Raw genomic sequence first — 19,057 nt, forward strand, 5'->3', positions numbered from 1 at the left:
CGCAGGAAAACGATGATCCCAAACCACCCGGAACCTGAACAAATAGTGTTGGAAAATGTGCTGTTCGCCCTCGGCAACCCGCTGCGATTAGCGATTATTCGCAGGCTGGCCGACGGCAGCGAACTGAGCTGTAACGCGCTGCGCCCGGAAGAGGTGGTGAAATCCACTATGACTCACCACTGGCGCGTGCTGCGCGACAGCGGCGTGATCTGGCAGCGCCCGCAGGGGCGCGAGAATATGATCTCACTGAGAAGAGAGGATCTGGACGCCCGCTTTCCGGGACTGCTGGCGATCCTGCTCCAGGCTAAGTAGCGGCAGCGTCCTCAAGACGATAAACCGGAATGCGCCGTGTTGTTCCGGTAAAGGTGTCGAACACCTCCGTATCGGACGTCACTATTCTCATCCCGGTCTTCCTTAACCGCTGCACGTCGGCGGCTATGCGCTGGAGGCCAAACCAGAAAAGCCCGTCAAGCGCGGTGACCGCAAGCCCCTGTTCCAGCGCCAGCTGGAGGCGCTCGCGGGGGGCTTTCACCTGCTGAGCGATTTGCCGGTAAGGCACTTCCGAACCACCGGACGCATCGATCCGCTGAATACGGGTCTTCAGGTGGTAGGTAAATTCATCTGGTATGCCGTTCAAATCCTGTTTAAGGCTGTAAACGCAGCCAAACCGCTTGCCGTTGAACAGGACATTTTTTTGACTGAGCTGGAACTCATTTCTGATGCCATCAATCAGCTGCGGTGAACGGGTAAGAAGTAACCGGAAGGGAAGCTCAAAGCTGGTCACATAATCCACGTTCAGCAGCGCGAGACGCAGCCGCTCTTCTGCCCCGGATTTCTGGTCATGACACTCGCGCATCACCTCGGCCCACTGGCGCGTCAAACGTTCGGGCTCGCCGGCTTCGGTAAGGAGGTATTTTTCAAGATGATAATCGACTCTTCCGGTCATGTGGGGCATCCCGTCAATGTGGATGCGGTAATTCTATCCAGCGCGGCAGGATTTATAAAGGGCGGAGCGCACCGGCACCCGCCCTGACCGACTACTGCTGGATACTCGACCGGTCCGAAATATCGCTGGCAGATAAGGTTCTTGCAGTAGACGCGACCTGTTTTTTGCGTTTATACCGGTCCGGCTGGCCTTCAGGGCGGGTTTTGAACCGGCGATGCAGCCACATATATTGCTCAGGCGCCATCATCACGGCGCGCTCAATCGCTCTGTTCATTTGCGTGGCCACCGACGCTTTATCGCCTCCCTGCAAGGTATCGCTGATATCTTCCAGAATAAGCAGCTCATACCCTGTGCCATCTGCTTTTCGGCGCGGTACAAACGGGATCACAGCCGGTCTGGCACTTTTCACCAGCATGTAGCTCCCGGCAGTTGTCGCGGCGTCCGGGACGGCAAAAAACGGCACAAACACGCTATTCGTTTTGCCATAGTCGTGGTCCGGGGCATACCACAGGATCTCGTTTTGCTTCAGTGCGCGGATCATGCCCTTCAGGTCATAGCGGTCAAGCATGGTTTTATTGGAACGCAGACGACCGCGCGTTTGCAGCCAGTCGAGCAACGCATTATTGTTGGGACGATACACACCAATACCCGCGTTGAGCATGCCAAAGATGCGTGCGCCTAATTCCAGCGTGAGAAAATGCATGCCAATGAGCACCACGCCCCTACCTTGCGCCCGCGCCTGTTCCATATGTTCGTAGCCGGTCACGCTGAAGTGTTTCCGCACGCGCCAGTTAGGCCAGAACCACGCTATCCCGGTTTCGATGACGCCCATTCCAACCGATTCAAAATTACGCTCAAGTAAACGCTCGCGCTCGTCCTCTTTCATATCAGGAAAGCAAAGCTCAAGATTTCGTCTGGCGATCTCCAAGCGGCGTGGAAGCAGGCGCATAGCCAGACGCCCAAGCCTGTGACCTGTTTTCAACAGCAGCGGGTACGGAAGCTGAACCGTGCACCAGAGCGCGGCAATGCCTGCCCAGCTGAGCCAGTAACGAGGATGAATAAAGGCGAGTGAAAACTGAGGTAATTTTGTCATGGAAAAATTATCCTTTTACTTATTTGTACTTAATCTGGTGCAGTTGCAGTGCTTACCTGCTGATTTAACGAATATTGTTCGGAAGGATGAATTGTAGCGGAATCGTTATGGTTTTTATTATCGATTTTTGCGAAAGGGAATAAAAGTGGGGATCGCCGGGTGAAATTGCACCACCCGGCAGGCAAGTTACATCGAATAGCCGGGCTTCTTAATCAGTTCATCCAGTTTCGGGCCGATCTCGGTATCCCAGACCTGCGCCTTCCAGTCAGCTTCCTGAACCTCCTGAAGCGCCACGGAGATTGAGCGATCTTTGCTGTTCAGGTGGCGGGCGATCGCTTCGGCGATATCCGCCGCCAGGGCCGTTTTTTGTTCGTCAGTCAGATCGCGTGGAAAACATTTGATATCAACGTGTGGCATGGGCAGGGCTCCTTTTATAGGTGAGCGTTCCACGTTATCAGATTATATCGTTAGCTTTTAGCACCTTGTGCAGTTCCGGCAGCGCGCAGACGGCATCCGCGACGGCGGTAAAATTAGGCGTGTTGGTGGCAAACCACTCATGGCGTGGACCCCAGGTACGCGCAACGGCAATATAGACGTCAAGCAGCGTCAGCTGTTTGCCAAACGCAAACGGCGAGGCGCTGAGCTGGCTGTCGAACCACAGATAAAGCGATTTTCGGTACTCAATGCAGTTTTTCTTCAACTGTTCCGGGGCATCAGGAACCCAGCGTTCCGGGTAATCTGCATACGTAAAGGTGGGATAGACGTTCGCCACAAACCAGATGAGCAGGCGCTGAAACTGCTGGCGCTCGGCCTGCCCAACGGGCGGCGCGAGGTCGGGACGTCTGTCGAGCACCATCAGGGCGATCGCCGCGGTTTCCGTCACGATCGCCCCGTTTTCCAGCTCCAGCGTCGGCACCTGGCACAGCGGGTTCAGTTTCAACAGCAATTCGCGCTGCGGGCCGGGCTGGTCAAACCCGTCCACGTTGACGAACTGATACGGGATGTCTGCCAGAGTCAGCATCACTTCACTGATTGCCGATCCCCAGCCAGGTACGCCATAGAGTTTGATCATGTTGCCCCCTCAGGGATGAAAACCCTAAGTGTATACCCGTCATACTTCAAGTTGCAGGTGCGTTGGCTGCATTCACTCACCCCAGTCACGTACTTATGTACGCTCCCGGGGATTCGTTCCCTTGCCGCCTTCCTGCAACTCGAATTATTTAGGGTATAGAGCACCATTAGTAGGTTATCCCGGGCGGATTAACGTCTGAAGACGTCACCGCTTCGCCCGCTTCCCCCCAGCGCGCCAGCACCTTTTGATACTCCCCGCGCTTAATCGCACCGTCCAGCGCAGCCTGCAACGCATACACCAGCCCATTACCTTTTTTGGTTGTGGTGGCGACATAGGCTTTCTTCGGGCCTAAACCCACGACGCGGGTTTTGCCGGTTAACGCGGCTTTATAGGCCGAAACGGACTGCGGTCCAAAGAACACATCCGCCCTGCCGGACTGAATATAAAGATTGCCTGAGGCGTCGTCGGTCAGGTAAACCGGCAACGCAGGCTCGCGCCCGGCCTTTTTATTCTCTTCGTTCCAGCCCAGCAGAATACGCTCCTGATTGGTGCCAGACCCGACAATCACCTTTTTCCCGGCCAGATCTTTCGCACTGGTGATCGACTGTACGTTGCTGGTGGATTTCACCGAGAATGCCAGGGAATCGACGCGATAGGTCGCAAAATCGAACTTCTCCTTACGTTGCTCGGTGACGGCGATATTCACCAACGCCACGTCATAGCGCCCGGAAGTGATCCCCAGCGGCCAGTCTTCCCACGCCGTTGGCACCAGCTTCAGCTTCAGCCCCAGACTGCCCGCCAGCAACCGGGCGATATCCGGGTCGCTGCCAATACGGGTGCGGTTATCACTGGCCAGCAGCGCAAGCGGCGGAGAATTCAGGGCTGAAATCGCCACCGTGAGGGTACCCGGCTCAACAAATTTATAGTTCGCCGGGATTTTCGCCACTGCCTGTTGATCAACCGTCACCGGCAGCGGCTGTTCGTTGGCCTTTAAATCAATGCTGGCGTGGCTCGCCGTCGTGAAGACCAGCCCCGCCAGGAGTCCATATTTCATCTGCGCTCCTTACAGCACTTTTGAGAGGAACTGGCGCGTTCGCGGATGAGACGGTCGGTTTAAAACGTCATCGCTGCTGCCCTGCTCCACAATTTTACCGTCGACCATAAATACCACCTGGTCCGCCACTTCCCGGGCAAAGCCGATCTCATGGGTGACCACCACCAGCGTAGTGCCGGAACGGGCGAGTTTTTTAATCACGTCCAGCACTTCGCCAACCAGTTCCGGATCCAGCGCCGAGGTTGGTTCATCAAACAGCATCACGCGCGGGCGCAGCGCCAGCGCGCGGGCAATGGCGATACGCTGCTGCTGGCCGCCGGAGAGGTGACGCGACCAGGCATCGGCTTTATCGCGCAGTCCTACCACATCCAGCAGGCTGTAGGCGTTTTCAACAGCCTCTTTTTTACTGAACTTTTTATGCGCGATGGGTGCTTCAATCAGGTTTTCCAGCACCGTGAGATGCGGAAAAAGATTGAAGTTCTGAAACACGTACCCAACGTTGACGCGCTGTTTGAGGATCTCTTTCTCTTTGAGTTCGTAGAGTTTGTCACCCTGACGGCGATAGCCGATGTAATCCCCGTCAATCTGAATAAAGCCTTCGTCTACGCGCTCCAGATGGTTAATGGCGCGCAGCAGCGTCGATTTTCCCGATCCAGAGGGGCCGAGGATCACCGTCACGGAGCCCGGCGGGATCTCAAGCGTGACGTTATCGAGCGCTTTATGTCGGCCAAAAAACTTACTGACGCCGGTAATGGAAATGTGACCTTCAGGAGAGGCTTGCATGAACAGGCTCCTGTGCTGGCGAAGTGGTGACCGAACGCGAGCGACTCGCCGCCCGGTTCTGGTTTACGGCGGAGCGGCGCTCGCTGCGGGCGAGTCCACGCTCAATAACATGCTGGATGGCAGACAGTACGGTGGTGATCACCAGATACCAGACGGCCCCCACCATCAACAGCGGGATCACCTCCTGGGTGCGGTTGTAGATCATCTGGATCGTGTAGAACAGTTCCGGCATCGCCAGCACGTACACCATCGCCGTCCCTTTGGCGAGGCTGATAATTTCGTTAAACCCGGACGGCAGGATGGTGCGCAGTGCCTGCGGGAGAATTATGCGCACGGTGCGACGCCACGCCGGCAGACCTAGCGCAGCGGCCGCCTCATACTGACCGTGGTCGACCCCAAGGAAGCCCCCGCGAATGATCTCCGCAGTATAGGCGCTCTGCACCAGCGTCAGCCCCACGATGGCGGTAGAAAACTGCCCGAGAACGTTGATGGTTTCAAAGCTGCCCCAGGTAATGTCGGTAAAAGGCACGCCGAGAGAGAGCGTGTCGTAGAGATAGGAGAAGTTATAGAGGATAATCAGCACCACGATCAGCGGCAGCGATCGGAACAGCCAGATGTAACCCCACGCCAGGCTGCTCAACAGCCATGATGACGAGAGCCGCGCCAGCGCCAGCATGCCGCCAATCACCACGCTCAGTACGGTGCTTATCAACGTCAGCAGCAGCGTCTGGCCGACGCCTTCGAGGATCACCGGGTCGAAGAACCAGCGGGCAAATACCGCCCACTCCCAGCGCGGATTAAAAGCCACGGACTGAATCACGACCGCCAGCACAAACAGCGCCACCACGGCGCCAGCAGCGCGCAGCGGATAACGTGCCGGGACCACTTTTATGGTTTCAACGTTGCTCATCGTCGCTCCTTATGCGGTTTTGCTGAGCGCTTCGCGGATCAGCGTCTTGGTGAAACGCAGCCGACCGTCGAACGGCGGCTGGCTGTACTCTTCCGGGTCGCGGTTGAGATCGAACTGCGGCTGATACCCCTGGCTGAGATAGAGCCGCACCGCCTCCGGCTGACGAAACCCCGTGGTCAGGTAGATGTGGCTGTAGCCCGCCAGCACCGCCCGGCGCTCCAGCTCCTGTATCACGCGCGCGGCCAGCCCCTGCTGGCGCAGCGTTTTATTCGTCCAGATACGTTTGATCTCTGCGGTATGTTCGTCGAAGGGCTTATACGCCCCGGTGGCGATGATCTCGCCATCGCGCTCCAGAACGATAAACAGCCCCTGCGGCGCCAGGTACCACTCTGTCAGCTCGACTTCCGCATCCTTTGAAAAGTAGTCGCCGTAACGAGCGGCGTATTCACCAAAAAGCCCCTCGATAATGGGCTGAAGATCGGCATCTTCCGGCGAAACGTCACGAAATTGTTCGCGCATAGCGCCTCCTTAATCGCCCAGACCCGCCGGGTTAACTTCGGAACTGGAGATACGCTCCACGCCTTCCCCCCAGCGGTTCAGCACTTTGTCGTAATCTCCGTTCTTGATCGCGCCGTTCAGCGCGGTTTGAACCGGTTCGACCAGGCCGCTGCCTTTTTTCAGCGTCACCGCGATATGCGCCGCCTTCGGCCAGCCGCCGTCGACGCTGCCGACCAGTTTGGTTTTACCGTTAAGCGCCGCTTTCCAGGCACCGATCACGTTCGGGCCAAAGTAGGCGTCCGCGCGTCCGGACTGAAGCGCCAGCGTTTGGGCCGCGTCGTCTTTGGTGTATATCGGCGTAAAGGGTTTAAGCCCTTTTTTGAGGTTCTCTTCGTTCCATGCCAGCAGGATGGCCTCCTGGTTGGTGCCGGAACCTACGATGATGCGCAGCCCGGCGATATCCTCTGCCTTCACAAGCGAGTTGATCGGACTGGTGGATTTCACGTAGAAGCCAAGTGAATCCTTGCGGTAGGTGGCGAAGTCGAACTTCTCTTTGCGCGCTTTAGTGACGGTGATGTTGCTGATAGCCGCGTCGTATTTCCCGGAGGCAACCCCCAGCGGCCAGTCCTCCCAAGAGGTGGGCACCACGTTCAGCTCCAGTCCGAGGCTGTCCGCTACCAGACGCGCAATGTCGACCTCACTTCCCAGCAGAGTTTTGTTGTCGTCGGAAAAGACCGTCAGCGGCGGTTGATTCAGTCCCGCCACCGCCACGGTAAATTTCCCCGGCACGGCAAAGCGATAGTCTTTCGGCAGTTGCGCGATCGCATCGCTGTTTTTGGCGGTATTGATCGGCGTTTTATTGGCCTCAATGCTCACGCCGGTGCCGTTAATATTGACGTTCTCTGCCCAGACGGCAGGGGTAAAGGCCAGCGCAAGCGCCAGAATAAGCGATGATTTCTGCATAGCGTTTTTCTCTTTTATTGTTGTGTGAACTGATTTTTGGGCTCGTCTAAGCCCAGACTTTCGCGCAGCGTGGTGCCGGGATAGTCGGTGCGGAACAGGCCGCGCGCCTGTAAAACGGGCACCACCTGGTCGACAAAGCGCGGAAAGGTGTCCGGCGTGCCGCCCTGAATGATGAAGCCATCCGCCGCCTTCTCTTCGAACCAGGCCTGTAAACCATCGGCCACCTGCTCCGGTGTGCCGGAAAAACGCGGGCGCGGCGATGCGGCTTCCAGCGCGACCTGACGCAGAGTTAAGTTCCGCTCACGGGCGTTACGCTTGATTTCATCGGTGGTGCTGCGAAAGCTGTTTTTGCCCAAATCGCCAATATCCGGGAACGGCGCGTCGAGGGGATACTGGCTGAAGTCGTGATGCTCGAAATATCGTCCGAGGTAATTCAGCGCATCATTAATGGAGACCAGTGCCGCCGTAGTTTGATACTGGTTTTCTACGTCATCGGCGTCGTTTCCAACAATCACGCTGACGCCCTGGAATATATGTAAATCCTCTGCGCGACGGCCGTGACTTTCCAGCTGCTGTTTAACATCGCGGTAAAAAGCCTGGGCTTCTCCCCGCGTGTCATGGTGGGTAAAGATGGCGTCAGCGTGTTTTGCCGCCAGCTTTTTACCGTCGTCGGACGCACCAGCCTGAAAGACTATCGGACGTCCCTGCGGCGTGCGGCCAATATTCAGCGGGCCGGAAACCTGGAAGAAATCACCGTGGTGATCAAGAGTATGCAGTTTCGACGCATCAAAGAACTGTCCGCTCTCTTTATTGCGGATAAAGGCATCCCCTTCCCAGGAATCCCACAGCCCCTTCACCACGTCGAGATACTCATCGGCAATGCGGTAGCGCAGCGCATGCTCCGGGTGTTTTTCACGTGAGAAGTTCTTCGCTGACCCTTCCAGCGGTGACGTCACCACGTTCCAGCCCGCGCGTCCGTTGCTCAGGTGATCGAGGCTGGCGAACTGGCGTGCAACGGTGAAAGGCTCGCTGTACGAGGTGGATAACGTGCCGACCAGCCCCAGGCGCGAGGTGATACTCGCCAGCGCGGACAACACCGTCAGCGGCTCAAAGCGGTTTAAAAAATGCGGAATGGATTTCTCGTTAATATAAAGGCCGTCGGCCACAAATATAAAGTCGAGCTTGCCCTCTTCTGCTTTTAAAGCCGTTTCTTTAACGAAATCAAAATTAATGCTGGCATCCGCGACCGCCGCGGGATGGCGCCAGGCAGACATATTACCGGATGCACCATGCAAAATGGTCCCCAGCCGCAATTGACGATGTGCAGTCATATTCACCTCAAATTAATTAAACGTGTTGCAGGGCTTTTTCCGCGAGCTGAGCAAAATAGCGGGCAGCGGGTTCGATTAATGCTTCGTCCGGGTTAAATGCCGGGTGATGTAACCCAAACGGACTGTTGCTGCCAATGCTGACAAACGCGCCGGGTATGTTTTGCAGATAGACCGCGAAATCCTCCCCGCCCATGTGCAGTTCCGCATGCCGGGTTTCATATCCCGCTTCGCGCGCGACCGAGGTGGCAAACACGGCCCAGTGCTCATCGTTCACCAGCGCGGTGGGCCCGGCGTACCAGGTGATGTTGATCTGCGCGCTAAAGGCGCTGGCAAATCCGGCGGCGATTTCACCGACGCGCGCTTTCACGTTCTGCTGCACTTCCGTGCGGTGCGTGCGCAGCGTGCCCTCCAGCTCAACGCTTTCCGGCAGCACATTCCAGGTATTCCCCCCGGCGATGCGCGTCACGCTCAGAACAACCGAATCCAGCGTATTGACGTTACGGCTGGCTACGCTTTGCAGCGCGGTTACCAGCTGGCTTGCCAGCACGATGGCGTCGTTGCCTTCATGGGGACGTGCGGCATGCGCGCCTTTGCCGGTCACGTGAATAACGAAGCGATCGACGTTGGCATAGAACGGGCCGCCGCGCGTGGCAAACTCGCCGACCGGCAGTGAAGGCTCGTTATGCATTCCGAAAATCGCGCGTACGTCGCGTAACGCCCCGGCCCGCACCATGCTTTTCGCTCCGCCGAAATTTTCTTCCGCAGGCTGGAACAGGATCCGCACGCGACCGTTAAGCGAGGCTTCCCGCTCTTTCAGCTTTAGCGCGGCGCCGAGGATCACGCTGGTGTGAATGTCGTGTCCGCAGGCATGCATCACCCCGGCACGCCGGGAGCTAAACGGCACCCCGCTGCGCTCGTCGATGGGTAACGCGTCGATATCGGCGCGCAGCGCAACCAGTGCGTTGCCCGTGCCGATCTCCGCAACCAGCCCGGTCTGGAGATCGTAAGGCAGCGGTGCAATCCCGGCTGCCGTCAGCCACTCGCGCAGGCGGGCCGTTGTTTCGACCTCCTGACCGGACAGCTCAGGGTTCTGGTGCAGCTCACGGCGCCAGGCAATCAGTTGTTCGCTAATGCTCATACGGTAACCTCCCTGTTAAGACGCGCCTCGGCCAGCAGTCGCAGGGACTGCACGCGCGTTGCGCCATCAGCGACCGGCGTGTCGATGATAAATTCGTCAATCCCCCACTGCTGATGCAGCGCGTTGAGCTGTTCAAGCACCGACGCCGCCGTTCCGGCCAGCAGAGACTGCGCCCGACGCGCAATGCGCACCGGTTCACTCCCCGCCTGCCGCGCAAAGGCGTAGGCCTGTTCTTCGCTGGCGACGGTGACGCGCTGTCCGTTTGCCAGCTCCACGCCCCACACTTCAACCTTCTGCGCCAGCGCATCGGCCTCAGCCTGGGTTGGGGCAACAATGACCTGCACGGCCACAATCACCTCCCGGACGCTGTGTTGACGCCAGGCTGTGACGACCTCGCGCAGCAGCTCAGGATCACCATTCAGATGGGCGGCAAAGACAAAATGCCAGTCGAGGGAGGCCGCCAGCAGCGCGCTTTCGGTACTGGCGCCCAGCAGAAATCCTCGGGCAGGCACCGGCGGCAGCGGGGTGGCGCGAACGTCCTCCTCCGCTGACTGATTTTCAGGGCGGATCCAGCGATCAAGCTGCGTCAGTTGGTCCGCAAAGCTGCCTTTTTCCTGCGGATTTAGGCCGTACTGCAAGGCGCGGGTAGAGAGCGGCAGACCGCCGGGCGCTTTGCCAACGCCCAGATCAACCCGGCCCGGCGCAATGGCGGCCAGTACGTTAAAATTTTCGGCGACTTTGTAGGGGCTGTAATGTTGCAGCATGACGCCGCCTGAGCCCACGCGAATACGCTTTGTTTGCCCGAGGATCCAGGCAATAAGCAGCTCCGGCGAGGGGCTGGCAAGCTGCGGGGTATTGTGGTGTTCGGCAATCCAGAAGCGGTGATAACCCAGCGTTTCTGCCTGCTGCGCCAGTGCTAAGGTTCGCGCCAGCGCATCGGCGGCTGTTTCGTGTTCTGCGACAGGGCTTTTATCCAGAATGCTGATTCGCCATGACATGTTGCGTTCTCGTTTGACTTAACATGTCGTCATTATTAAAGGCGGATTTCACCTCTGAGAAACAATTAATTTACATTTGGATTGCCGGAAAACGGCAATAGAGAGTCTGTCATCGGCGTGATTTAAGCGAGGCAATGAGTCTTTCGGCATCCTGCCGTCGGGTAATGCGGAGAAAGCGAATGTGTTTGTACTGCGGGTTTTGCATATCCGCTTGATAGCGTTTGCGGTTGCTGCGCCAGGTTTTGATCGTCCAGATGATAATAGAGTCCTTGCTAAGGAACGACCGACGAAAGCTTTCGCGGTTCCCCGTGCCGGGCCAGAGCTCCTGTTTGTGCCAGGCGCGTCTGGAGGCCCGCGTCACCGCTTGCCAGAGCGTGCGGATAAACCCACGATCTATCCACACCACCAGATCGACGTCGCGCCACTTAACGTCGCGTGTGCGGTTGTAATTCCCGTCCAGGACCCAGTCAGGCGAGGCGGCGAGCGCTTTTTCCAGGGTTGCAAGAAACTCATCGTCCGGTGTTCCCTGCCAGTTCGCTCGCCAGTAAAGCCTGTCCATCTCAATGTAAGGGATAGCCAGCGCCTCCGCGATTCGCCTGCCAAACGTGCTTTTCCCACTTCCGCTGGTACCTATGATATTGATTTTCACCGTTCCGCCTGCAAATGCTGAAGAAAACGGATCGAATCATAACGTTAATAATTTGTTTACGAAACGCCAGACTACTCGTTCGGATACTGCTCGTCGGTGACCTTCTCCAGCCACGCCACCGGACTCCCGTCGACCGCTTCTGCGATGGCGATATGGGTCATCGCCGTCTGCGCGCTTGCGCCGTGCCAGTGCTTCACGCCGGGTGGGATCCAGGCGATATCCCCCTGATTCAGCGGTTCCGCCTCTTTCCCCCACTCCTGTAACCAGCCGCGCCCCTGCGTCACGATCAGCGTTTGTCCAAGAGGATGCGTATGCCAGGCGGTACGTGCGCCGGGTTCAAAGGTGACGGTCGCGCCACCGACTTTTGCCGGTTCAGTCGCCTGGAAAGGCGCGTCAATGCGCACGCTGCCGGTAAACCAGGCCTCTGGACCCTGAACGGAAGGTAACGAACCGCTACGGATAATTTTCATGATTTACTCCTCGTTTGCTGTTGCGTTAACAGTAGCGTAAAGCCATGGGGAGCATTAGAGTGCATAATCAGAAAGGAACCATGAGTTCAATTCATAAATCGAGTAAGCCGCCATGTTAAAAGACAACTTCAACGATCTGCTTTCCTTTATGGTCGTCGCCCGGGAGCGCAGCTTTACCCGCGCCGCGGCGCAGCTTGGGGTATCTCAGTCGGCACTCAGCCACGCAATGCGCAAGCTGGAAGCGAGGCTGGAAGTCCGTCTGTTAACCCGCACCACCCGTAGCGTGGCCCCTACCGAGGCCGGCGAGCAACTCTTTAGGCGCTTAAGCCCCCATCTGCTGGAGATCGAGCAGGAACTCACCGCGTTGCGTGATACCCGCGACAGACCTGCCGGGAATATTCGCCTTAACGCCGGGGAACACGCCATGTCTACGGTGCTGTGGCCTGTGCTTAAACCCTTTATGGCGCAGTATCCTGACATCAACGTTGAAGTCACGGTGGACAATGGGCTGACTGATATTGTCGATGGCCGCTTTGACGCGGGGGTGCGTCTGGGTGAGCAGGTGGCGAAAGATATGATTGCGGTACGTATTGCGCCGGACATGCGCATGGCGGTTGTCGGGTCAGCAGAGTATTTGCAACGTTTCGGCATACCGAAAACGCCGGAGCAGCTCGATCAGCACCGCTGCATTAATATGCGCCTGCCCACACGCGGCGGATTATATGCCTGGGAATTTGAACGGGACGGACGTGAGCTGCGCGTGCGGGTTGACGGCCAGCTGATCCTAAACAGCCTGCCGCAGCGCATCGATGCCGCCGAAAACGGTCTGGGGCTGGCGTATGTTCCGCAAGATGCGGTTCAGGACGCCCTTGCTAAGGGCCGGTTAGTGGGTGTGCTTGAAGCCTGGTGTCCGGCTTTTACGGGATACCATCTGTATTATCCGAGCCGCCGCCAGCACACTACCGCCTTTGCATTACTTATTGCAGCCCTGCGGCATACATAGTCTCTACCTATAAGTAACTATTAAGTAAACCTGATGATTAAATCAGCATTCGCAGACCTTTTTGCCTAAAAAAACGCCACGATTCAGCGCGTTGTGATCCCCGTCTGCTCTGACCACACGATTTCCTTCGACGTGCATCACTTTCGGCACGGTTATATTTTGCGTCGCTTATCAATTGCGGGTAGGATGCCTCGCCATGTTTTGCCTTATCCATACACAGAATGACTGGAAAGGCAGCATGTGTCTGCGCAGAAGCAATCGTTTGTTTCGGCATCTGCCAGGCAGGACTATCACGTTAATGGTTCAGACAGGCAAACAGGTAACTCAATGAAAACAAGCAATAAAAGCGCAGCCGATCATCATGCTGCGAAACGTCGCTGGTTGAACTCTCATGAAGAGGGCTATCACAAGGCGATGGGCAACCGTCAGGTGCAGATGATCGCCATCGGCGGCGCTATCGGTACAGGTCTGTTTTTAGGTGCAGGCGCACGTCTGCAAATGGCTGGCCCCGCTCTCGCCCTGGTCTATCTGGTGTGCGGGATCTTCTCTTTCTTCATCCTTCGTGCCCTCGGCGAACTGGTACTCCACCGCCCTTCCAGCGGCAGCTTTGTCTCTTACGCCCGCGAGTTTCTTGGTGAAAAAGCCGCGTATGTCGCGGGCTGGATGTACTTCGTTAACTGGGCAATGACCGGTATTGTCGATATCACCGCCGTTGCGCTGTATATGCACTACTGGGGCGCGTTTGGCGATGTGCCGCAGTGGGTGTTCGCCCTCGGAGCGCTGGCAATTGTCGGGACCATGAACATGATCGGCGTGAAATGGTTCGCCGAAATGGAGTTCTGGTTCGCGCTGGTTAAGGTGCTGGCCATTGTGATCTTCCTGGTGGTCGGTACCGTATTCCTCGGCACCGGTAAACCGCTGGACGGTAACGCAACCGGCTTCCACCTGATTACCGATAACGGTGGTTTCTTCCCGCACGGCCTGCTGCCAGCGCTGGTTCTGGTGCAGGGGGTGGTGTTCGCCTTTGCCTCCATCGAACTGGTCGGTACGGCGGCAGGTGAATGCAAAGATCCGCAGACGATGGTGCCAAAAGCCATCAACAGCGTGATCTGGCGTATCGGCCTGTTCTATGTGGGCTCCGTGGTGCTACTGGTTCTGCTGCTGCCGTGGAACGCATACCAGGCGGGCCAAAGCCCGTTTGTAACCTTCTTCTCTAAGCTGGGCGTGCCGTACGTGGGCAGCATCATGAACATCGTGGTACTGACCGCCGCGCTCTCCAGCCTGAACTCCGGACTCTATTCGACGGGCCGTATCCTGCGCTCCATGTCGATGGGGGGCTCTGCGCCGAAGTTTATGTCGAAGATGAGCAAGCAGCAGGTGCCTTACGCGGGTATTCTGGCCACTCTGGTGGTGTATATCTTTGGCGTGTTCCTGAACTATCTGGTGCCGTCTCAGGTGTTTGAGATCGTGCTGAACGTCGCTGCACTGGGCATTATTGCCTCCTGGGCCTTTATTGTGGTGTGTCAGATGCGTCTGCGCAAAGCGATCAAAGAAGGAAAAGCGGCTGACGTCAGCTTCAAGCTGCCGGGCGCACCGGTGACCTCCTGGCTTACCCTGCTGTTCCTGCTGAGCGTGCTGGTGCTGATGGCCTTCGACTACCCGAACGGTACCTACACCATCGCCACAATACCGCTGCTGGCGGTGCTGTTGATTGCTGGCTGGTTTGGCGTTCGTAAACGCGTGAATGAAATCCACAGTACCGCACCGGTTCATCCTGGAGATGACAAACAGGACGGTCCGCTGGTGGAAGAGACGTCGCGTTAATAAAAAAGCCGGGTGGCGGCTTCGCCTTACCCGGCCTGCATTTCATGGTTTTTTTATGCCCGGTAAGCGCACCACCACCGGGCAAATCCCACATCAGAGCGCGATACGAATCACATCGTCAGGCTGGGTCGCTTCCTGCTGACGGGTTGATTTCTGTTTCACCGTTACGTACAGCGTTTTACCGTCCGCGGACAGCGCCAGGCTGTTCGGGTAAACCGGGGTATCGTAGGTCTTGGTCACTTTGTAGGTTTTGGCGTCAATCACGCTCACCTTGCCCGCCTCGCGGTGCGTCACATAGGCTTCGTTACGCGCCGGGTTAAACAGTACGGCCAGCGATTCTGGCGCGGCGATTTTCTGCATCACGCTGCCATCTTTCAGATTCACCACCAGCACTTCTGGCTGTTTTGAATCCGTCACAAACGCACGCTGGCCGACAGTGTCCAGGCTCAGGTTCAGGTAGAAGTGCTCTTTTCCGTCATCCTGCACTTTTTTACGGCTGAGGATTTTGTTGGTTGCCGTATCAATGGTCACCAGCTCGCCGTCCGCATTGGTGGTATACAGGCGTTTTGCCTTCGCATCCAGCGCCAGTCCGGTGCTGAACGTGCCGGTGTTCGTGATAGTGTCCTTCAGCTTCAGCGTTGCGCCATCAACAACCCAGATCACACTCTCCTTGCCGATGCCGGTAATGTACACCGTATTGGTCGTGTCATCGGCCACCAGCTGGCGCGGCTGAAGCGGCTTCACCGTGTCGCTACGCTTGCGATCGTCCAGCACCAGGCGCCCTTTCACCTCGCTCGTTTTGGCGTCAATCGCCGTCACGGCGCTGTTGACGGTATTACCGAACCACAGCGTCTGGGTGGCGTTATCGATCGTGGCGCCAAACGGCTTGAGATCGTTATGAATCGCCTGCGTCACTTCCAGCGTGACCGGATCCAGACGATAAACCACGCCGCCCTTATCGGTTTTGCGGCTTTGTGACGTCGCAACCCACAGCGCGTTTTCCTGCTGGCTGACGGCCATTTCATACGCGCCCTTGCCGACCGCTTTGCGCAACATCTCTTCAGCGGCATGAACCTGGAACGTACCGGCAAACAGTAAAGAGCCCAACAGCAGAGACCCACGCAGGCGCGGCGAGCACAGATGACGTAAAGACATAACAATTCCTTTTTAAATGAGGAGATTTACCGCTGACATCACTTCCGGTGGGCAAAGTCATCGCTTTGCCGTTATTTTAATGAGAATAGTAATCATTAATCAGTTGAATGTGGAGTATTTCTTTCCTTCAAAGCCTTACATTCACGAAATGTGCGGTTATAGTTTTCATAACATTTACAAAGGATTTAACATATATACACAGGTTCCAGTTGATTTGGTTCGAATTTTTCTTAACCGGTTTACTCCATGAAAATTATTACTGCCCGCAAGGCATCACTACCCCTGCTGTTCGCTCCCGTCATTTTTGGCCCGCTGAGTGCGATGGCCGCGGATGAACAGACCCTGATCGTCAGCGCCACGCCGCAAACTGTCTCCGAACTGGACACCCCGGCCGCAGTCAGCGTGGTGAGCGGCGAGGATATGCGACATGCCACACCGCGCATCAACCTTTCTGAATCCCTTGGGAGCGTGCCTGGCCTGCAAATCCAGAACCGCCAGAACTATGCTCAGGATCTGCAACTTTCCGTTCGCGGATTCGGCGCGCGTTCAACCTTCGGCGTACGCGGGATCCGCATGTACGTGGACGGCATTCCGGCAACCATGCCCGACGGCCAGGGGCAGACGTCAAACATAGACCTCAACAGCATTGAGAGCGTCGACGTGCTGCGCGGCCCCTTCTCTGCCCTGTACGGCAATGCCTCCGGCGGCGTAATCAACATCAACACCCAGACCGGACAACAGCCAGCCACAATTGAAGCCAGCAGCTATTACGGCAGTTACGGCACCTGGCGTTACGGCATGAAGGCCACCGGTGCGGTGGGCGACGGGACTCAGGCGGGGGATGTGGACTATGCGGTATCCACAACCCGCTTCACCACCCATGGCTATCGCGACCACAGCGGCGCACGGAAAAACCTCGCCAATGCGAAACTGGGCGTACGCATTGATGATGTCAGCAAGCTAACGCTGATTTTTAACAGCGTCGACATGAAAGCCAACGATCCGGGCGGACTGAGTTATCAGGAGTGGCAGAACAACCCACGCCAGTCACCCCGTGGCGATCAGTACAACACGCGTAAAACCATTAAGCAGACCCAGGCCGGGATCCGCTACGACCGTCAGTTGAGCGAACAGGACGACCTCAGCGTGATGATGTACGCCGGTGAGCGTGAAATGACCCAGTACCAGTCCATTCCGGATACCGCGCAGACTGAAAATCCTGCGCATTCGGGTGGCGTAATTGATATGCAGCGCCACTATCAGGGTATTGATACCCGCTGGACCCACCGCGGTGAGCTTCTGGTGCCGGTAACGTTTACCACCGGCCTGAACTACGAAAATATGAGTGAAAATCGCCGCGGGTATGAAAACTTCGTGATGAACAACGGCGTGCCGGATTTTGGCGTGAAGGGTAACAAACGCCGTGACGAACGTAACCTGATGTGGAACCTTGATCCCTACCTGCAAACCCAATGGCAGCTCACGCAAAAGCTGTCCGTTGAGGCGGGCGTGCGTTACAGCTCCGTCTGGTTTGACTCCAACGATCATTACATTACCCCTCAAAACGGCGATGACAGCGGTGACGCCAGCTACCATAAATGGCTCCCGGCTGGTGCGGTGAAATACGCCGTGACCGACGCCTGGAACCTGTATGCCGCGGCGGGACGGGGATTTGAGACCCCTACCATCAACGAACTCTCATACCGTTCTGATGGCAAAGGCGGCCTCAATATCAACCTGCAACCGTCAACCAACAACACCTATGAGATTGGCAGCAAAACCCGCATCGGCAATGGCATCCTGACGGCGGCGCTGTTCCGCACGGATACCGACAACGAGATCGTAGTGGACGAAAACAAAGATGGTCGCACTACCTACAAAAATGCGGGGAAAACGCGCCGTCAGGGTGTGGAAATTGCGCTTGACCAGCAGTTTGCCGAAAACTGGAAGCTGAAAATGGCGTGGACCTATCTCGATGCGACCTACCGTACCAACGTCTGCGATAAAGCAGATTGTAGCGGCAACCGAATGCCGGGGATTGCCCGTAATATGGGGTATGCGTCGTTTGGCTGGGAGCCTGAGGAAGGCTGGTACGCGGGGGCAGATGCCCGCTACATGAGCGACGTGATGGCAAACGACACCAATACCGCCAAAGCGCCCTCTTATACCGTGGTCGGTCTGAATACCGGGTATAAACTCAATTACGGCAAATGGGGAATGGACATCTTTGGTCGCGTCGATAACCTGTTCGATAAAGAGTACGTCGGTTCAGAGATTGTAAACGCCGGCTACAATCGCTATTACGAACCCGCCCCTGGCCGTAACTATGGCGTGGGCCTGTCGGTCTCTTATCGCTTTGAGTAAAACATTTTCCGGCAGCGCACGTTGCCGGTAAAAAAATAACATCATTCCCGGTAGCCTTAAGCGCCGGGAATATACTCAGGGAAGTTTAAAACGAATAAAAAAATAAGTGCGCCAGTGCGATCCTTAACTGTAGTATTGCCGTTGCAGGAGGATATTGGCTTCATCAATGGCTCGGTCGATCGCTTCCCGACTGGCCGTCACGTCCCTTTGCTCAAGCGCAGAAAGCAGATCGGCATAATGGTAAGTCGTGGCAGGGATATCTTTCATCTCTTCGTGCAGGTAGTTGATACACGGACCAATCCGTACCCATAGCTGCTCAATCAGCGAGTTCAGGGTCGGCATTTCGGCATACTGATAGAGCGTAAACCGGAACACGCGGTTGGCATGGATCGCTTTCTGCACGTCGCCCTGATGCATGGCGGTGCTGAAGTTATCTGACAGCGCGCGTAATGCACCCAGTTTGGTCTCGGTCATATTCTGACATGCCGCCGCAACGGCCATCGGCTCAAGCTGTTTTCGGATGGCGTTAATTTCGTTATAACGCTCCAGCGTAACCTCTGGCACCAAAAACGCCTGAGCAGGCGTGGCCTGTAATGCACCTGCCGACACCAGACGCAGCAGGGCTTCGCGCACTGGTGTGATGCTGGTGCCTAATTTATCCGCAATCTCTTTCGTGATGAGTCGAGCCCCAGGTTTTAATGAGCCCGTAATTAACGCTCCCTTTAAACTGTTCTCAACTTGCATCGTCAGACTGATTCTTTGTGCTTTTTCCAGGTTTTCCAAATCAAGCATGTTTAATTCCCGTA

At 56.6% G+C, this 19,057-nt stretch carries 18 protein-coding genes and 1 pseudogene; 4 read left to right on the plus strand and 15 right to left on the minus strand.

Annotated elements, in window-relative coordinates:
• Positions 1–12: 12 nt before the first annotated feature.
• On the plus strand, positions 13–312 hold the full coding sequence (locus RY075_RS12000; protein WP_000612740.1) for a helix-turn-helix domain-containing protein: 300 nt from the start codon (positions 13–15) through the stop codon (positions 310–312).
• On the opposite strand, the gene RY075_RS12005 is transcribed toward RY075_RS12000, so the two are convergent.
• The 13 genes and pseudogenes from RY075_RS12005 to RY075_RS12065 all read right to left on the minus strand — a co-directional run bounded on the left by RY075_RS12005 (position 305) and on the right by RY075_RS12065 (position 11,905).
• Entirely contained in the window at positions 305–946 is a 642-nt protein-coding gene (locus tag RY075_RS12005; RefSeq protein ID WP_003857016.1) for a DNA-binding protein, read from the minus strand. The genes RY075_RS12000 and RY075_RS12005 overlap by 8 nt on opposite strands.
• 91 nt (positions 947–1,037) lie before the next feature.
• Positions 1,038–2,039: a Kdo(2)-lipid IV(A) acyltransferase gene (locus RY075_RS12010; protein WP_045333075.1), complete on the minus strand. Its 1,002-nt coding sequence runs from the start codon at positions 2,037–2,039 to the stop codon at positions 1,038–1,040.
• Between the two features lie 186 nt (positions 2,040–2,225).
• Positions 2,226–2,456, minus strand: coding sequence for a tautomerase PptA (gene pptA / locus RY075_RS12015; protein ID WP_003857012.1), 231 nt, complete (start codon positions 2,454–2,456; stop codon positions 2,226–2,228).
• 37 nt (positions 2,457–2,493) lie between these two features.
• Complete coding sequence (locus RY075_RS12020; RefSeq protein WP_022651235.1) at positions 2,494–3,111, minus strand: glutathione S-transferase family protein; 618 nt, start codon at positions 3,109–3,111, stop codon at positions 2,494–2,496.
• A 166-nt stretch (positions 3,112–3,277) separates the two neighbouring features.
• Complete coding sequence (locus RY075_RS12025; RefSeq protein ID WP_003857009.1) at positions 3,278–4,165, minus strand: transporter substrate-binding domain-containing protein; 888 nt, start codon at positions 4,163–4,165, stop codon at positions 3,278–3,280.
• 9 nt (positions 4,166–4,174) lie between these two features.
• Complete coding sequence (locus tag RY075_RS12030) at positions 4,175–4,948, minus strand: amino acid ABC transporter ATP-binding protein (RefSeq protein ID WP_023324688.1); 774 nt, start codon at positions 4,946–4,948, stop codon at positions 4,175–4,177.
• Positions 4,932–5,858: an amino acid ABC transporter permease gene (locus RY075_RS12035; protein ID WP_023324689.1), complete on the minus strand. Its 927-nt coding sequence runs from the start codon at positions 5,856–5,858 to the stop codon at positions 4,932–4,934. Before RY075_RS12035 ends, RY075_RS12030 begins: the two co-directional genes overlap by 17 nt.
• Positions 5,859–5,867: 9 nt before the next feature.
• Positions 5,868–6,377, minus strand: a complete 510-nt coding sequence (locus RY075_RS12040; protein ID WP_023324690.1) for a GNAT family N-acetyltransferase — start codon at positions 6,375–6,377, stop codon at positions 5,868–5,870.
• 9 nt (positions 6,378–6,386) lie between these two features.
• Positions 6,387–8,650 (minus strand): annotated as a pseudogene (locus tag RY075_RS12045) (NtaA/DmoA family FMN-dependent monooxygenase).
• Positions 8,651–8,666: 16 nt separating this feature from the next.
• The gene (locus tag RY075_RS12050) at positions 8,667–9,788 is read right to left on the minus strand and encodes an amidohydrolase (protein WP_045894447.1); all 1,122 of its coding nucleotides are present in this window, start codon (positions 9,786–9,788) and stop codon (positions 8,667–8,669) included.
• Positions 9,785–10,786, minus strand: a complete 1,002-nt coding sequence (locus RY075_RS12055; RefSeq protein ID WP_058647904.1) for an MsnO8 family LLM class oxidoreductase — start codon at positions 10,784–10,786, stop codon at positions 9,785–9,787. Before RY075_RS12055 ends, RY075_RS12050 begins: the two co-directional genes overlap by 4 nt.
• 109 nt (positions 10,787–10,895) lie before the next feature.
• The gene (locus RY075_RS12060; protein ID WP_003856993.1) at positions 10,896–11,435 is read right to left on the minus strand and encodes a shikimate kinase; all 540 of its coding nucleotides are present in this window, start codon (positions 11,433–11,435) and stop codon (positions 10,896–10,898) included.
• Between the two features lie 71 nt (positions 11,436–11,506).
• A complete protein-coding gene (locus tag RY075_RS12065; protein ID WP_023314200.1) occupies positions 11,507–11,905 on the minus strand; it encodes a cupin domain-containing protein in 399 nt (132 codons plus the stop codon).
• 112 nt (positions 11,906–12,017) lie between these two features.
• Between RY075_RS12065 and RY075_RS12070 the strand changes: the two genes are divergently transcribed.
• The gene (locus RY075_RS12070; protein WP_032658533.1) at positions 12,018–12,908 is read left to right on the plus strand and encodes a LysR family transcriptional regulator; all 891 of its coding nucleotides are present in this window, start codon (positions 12,018–12,020) and stop codon (positions 12,906–12,908) included.
• A gap of 327 nt (positions 12,909–13,235) precedes the next feature.
• On the plus strand, positions 13,236–14,732 hold the full coding sequence (ansP, locus tag RY075_RS12075; protein WP_022648235.1) for an L-asparagine permease: 1,497 nt from the start codon (positions 13,236–13,238) through the stop codon (positions 14,730–14,732).
• A 93-nt stretch (positions 14,733–14,825) separates the two neighbouring features.
• Here the strand turns inward: ansP and RY075_RS12080 are convergent, their stop codons facing one another.
• Positions 14,826–15,887 carry a YncE family protein gene (locus RY075_RS12080; RefSeq protein ID WP_023324693.1) on the minus strand — a complete coding sequence of 354 codons (1,062 nt, stop codon included), beginning with the start codon at positions 15,885–15,887 and terminating at the stop codon, positions 14,826–14,828.
• A gap of 246 nt (positions 15,888–16,133) precedes the next feature.
• On the opposite strand from RY075_RS12080, the gene pqqU reads away from it, so the two are divergent.
• On the plus strand, positions 16,134–18,251 hold the full coding sequence (gene pqqU, locus RY075_RS12085; RefSeq protein WP_023314203.1) for a TonB-dependent receptor PqqU: 2,118 nt from the start codon (positions 16,134–16,136) through the stop codon (positions 18,249–18,251).
• Between the two features lie 123 nt (positions 18,252–18,374).
• Here pqqU and RY075_RS12090 read toward each other — a convergent pair whose 3' ends face one another.
• Positions 18,375–19,043, minus strand: coding sequence for a GntR family transcriptional regulator (locus RY075_RS12090; protein WP_032658540.1), 669 nt, complete (start codon positions 19,041–19,043; stop codon positions 18,375–18,377).
• Positions 19,044–19,057: the final 14 nt, after the last annotated feature.

Origin of the sequence: Enterobacter sp. JJBC, from assembly GCF_036936505.1 — a bacterium.
In the GTDB taxonomy this organism is placed as follows: domain Bacteria; phylum Pseudomonadota; class Gammaproteobacteria; order Enterobacterales; family Enterobacteriaceae; genus Enterobacter; species Enterobacter hormaechei_C.

Coding starts and splice junctions, on each gene's coding strand:
- RY075_RS12000 (WP_000612740.1), top strand. CDS start 13: ATGATCCCAAACCACCCGGAACCTGAACAAATAGTGTTGGAAAATGTG.
- RY075_RS12005 (WP_003857016.1), bottom strand. CDS start 946: ATGACCGGAAGAGTCGATTATCATCTTGAAAAATACCTCCTTACCGAA.
- RY075_RS12010 (WP_045333075.1), bottom strand. CDS start 2,039: ATGACAAAATTACCTCAGTTTTCACTCGCCTTTATTCATCCTCGTTAC.
- pptA (WP_003857012.1), bottom strand. CDS start 2,456: ATGCCACACGTTGATATCAAATGTTTTCCACGCGATCTGACTGACGAA.
- RY075_RS12020 (WP_022651235.1), bottom strand. CDS start 3,111: ATGATCAAACTCTATGGCGTACCTGGCTGGGGATCGGCAATCAGTGAA.
- RY075_RS12025 (WP_003857009.1), bottom strand. CDS start 4,165: ATGAAATATGGACTCCTGGCGGGGCTGGTCTTCACGACGGCGAGCCAC.
- RY075_RS12030 (WP_023324688.1), bottom strand. CDS start 4,948: ATGCAAGCCTCTCCTGAAGGTCACATTTCCATTACCGGCGTCAGTAAG.
- RY075_RS12035 (WP_023324689.1), bottom strand. CDS start 5,858: ATGAGCAACGTTGAAACCATAAAAGTGGTCCCGGCACGTTATCCGCTG.
- RY075_RS12040 (WP_023324690.1), bottom strand. CDS start 6,377: ATGCGCGAACAATTTCGTGACGTTTCGCCGGAAGATGCCGATCTTCAG.
- RY075_RS12050 (WP_045894447.1), bottom strand. CDS start 9,788: ATGAGCATTAGCGAACAACTGATTGCCTGGCGCCGTGAGCTGCACCAG.
- RY075_RS12055 (WP_058647904.1), bottom strand. CDS start 10,786: ATGTCATGGCGAATCAGCATTCTGGATAAAAGCCCTGTCGCAGAACAC.
- RY075_RS12065 (WP_023314200.1), bottom strand. CDS start 11,905: ATGAAAATTATCCGTAGCGGTTCGTTACCTTCCGTTCAGGGTCCAGAG.
- RY075_RS12070 (WP_032658533.1), top strand. CDS start 12,018: ATGTTAAAAGACAACTTCAACGATCTGCTTTCCTTTATGGTCGTCGCC.
- ansP (WP_022648235.1), top strand. CDS start 13,236: ATGAAAACAAGCAATAAAAGCGCAGCCGATCATCATGCTGCGAAACGT.
- RY075_RS12080 (WP_023324693.1), bottom strand. CDS start 15,887: ATGTCTTTACGTCATCTGTGCTCGCCGCGCCTGCGTGGGTCTCTGCTG.
- pqqU (WP_023314203.1), top strand. CDS start 16,134: ATGAAAATTATTACTGCCCGCAAGGCATCACTACCCCTGCTGTTCGCT.
- RY075_RS12090 (WP_032658540.1), bottom strand. CDS start 19,043: ATGCTTGATTTGGAAAACCTGGAAAAAGCACAAAGAATCAGTCTGACG.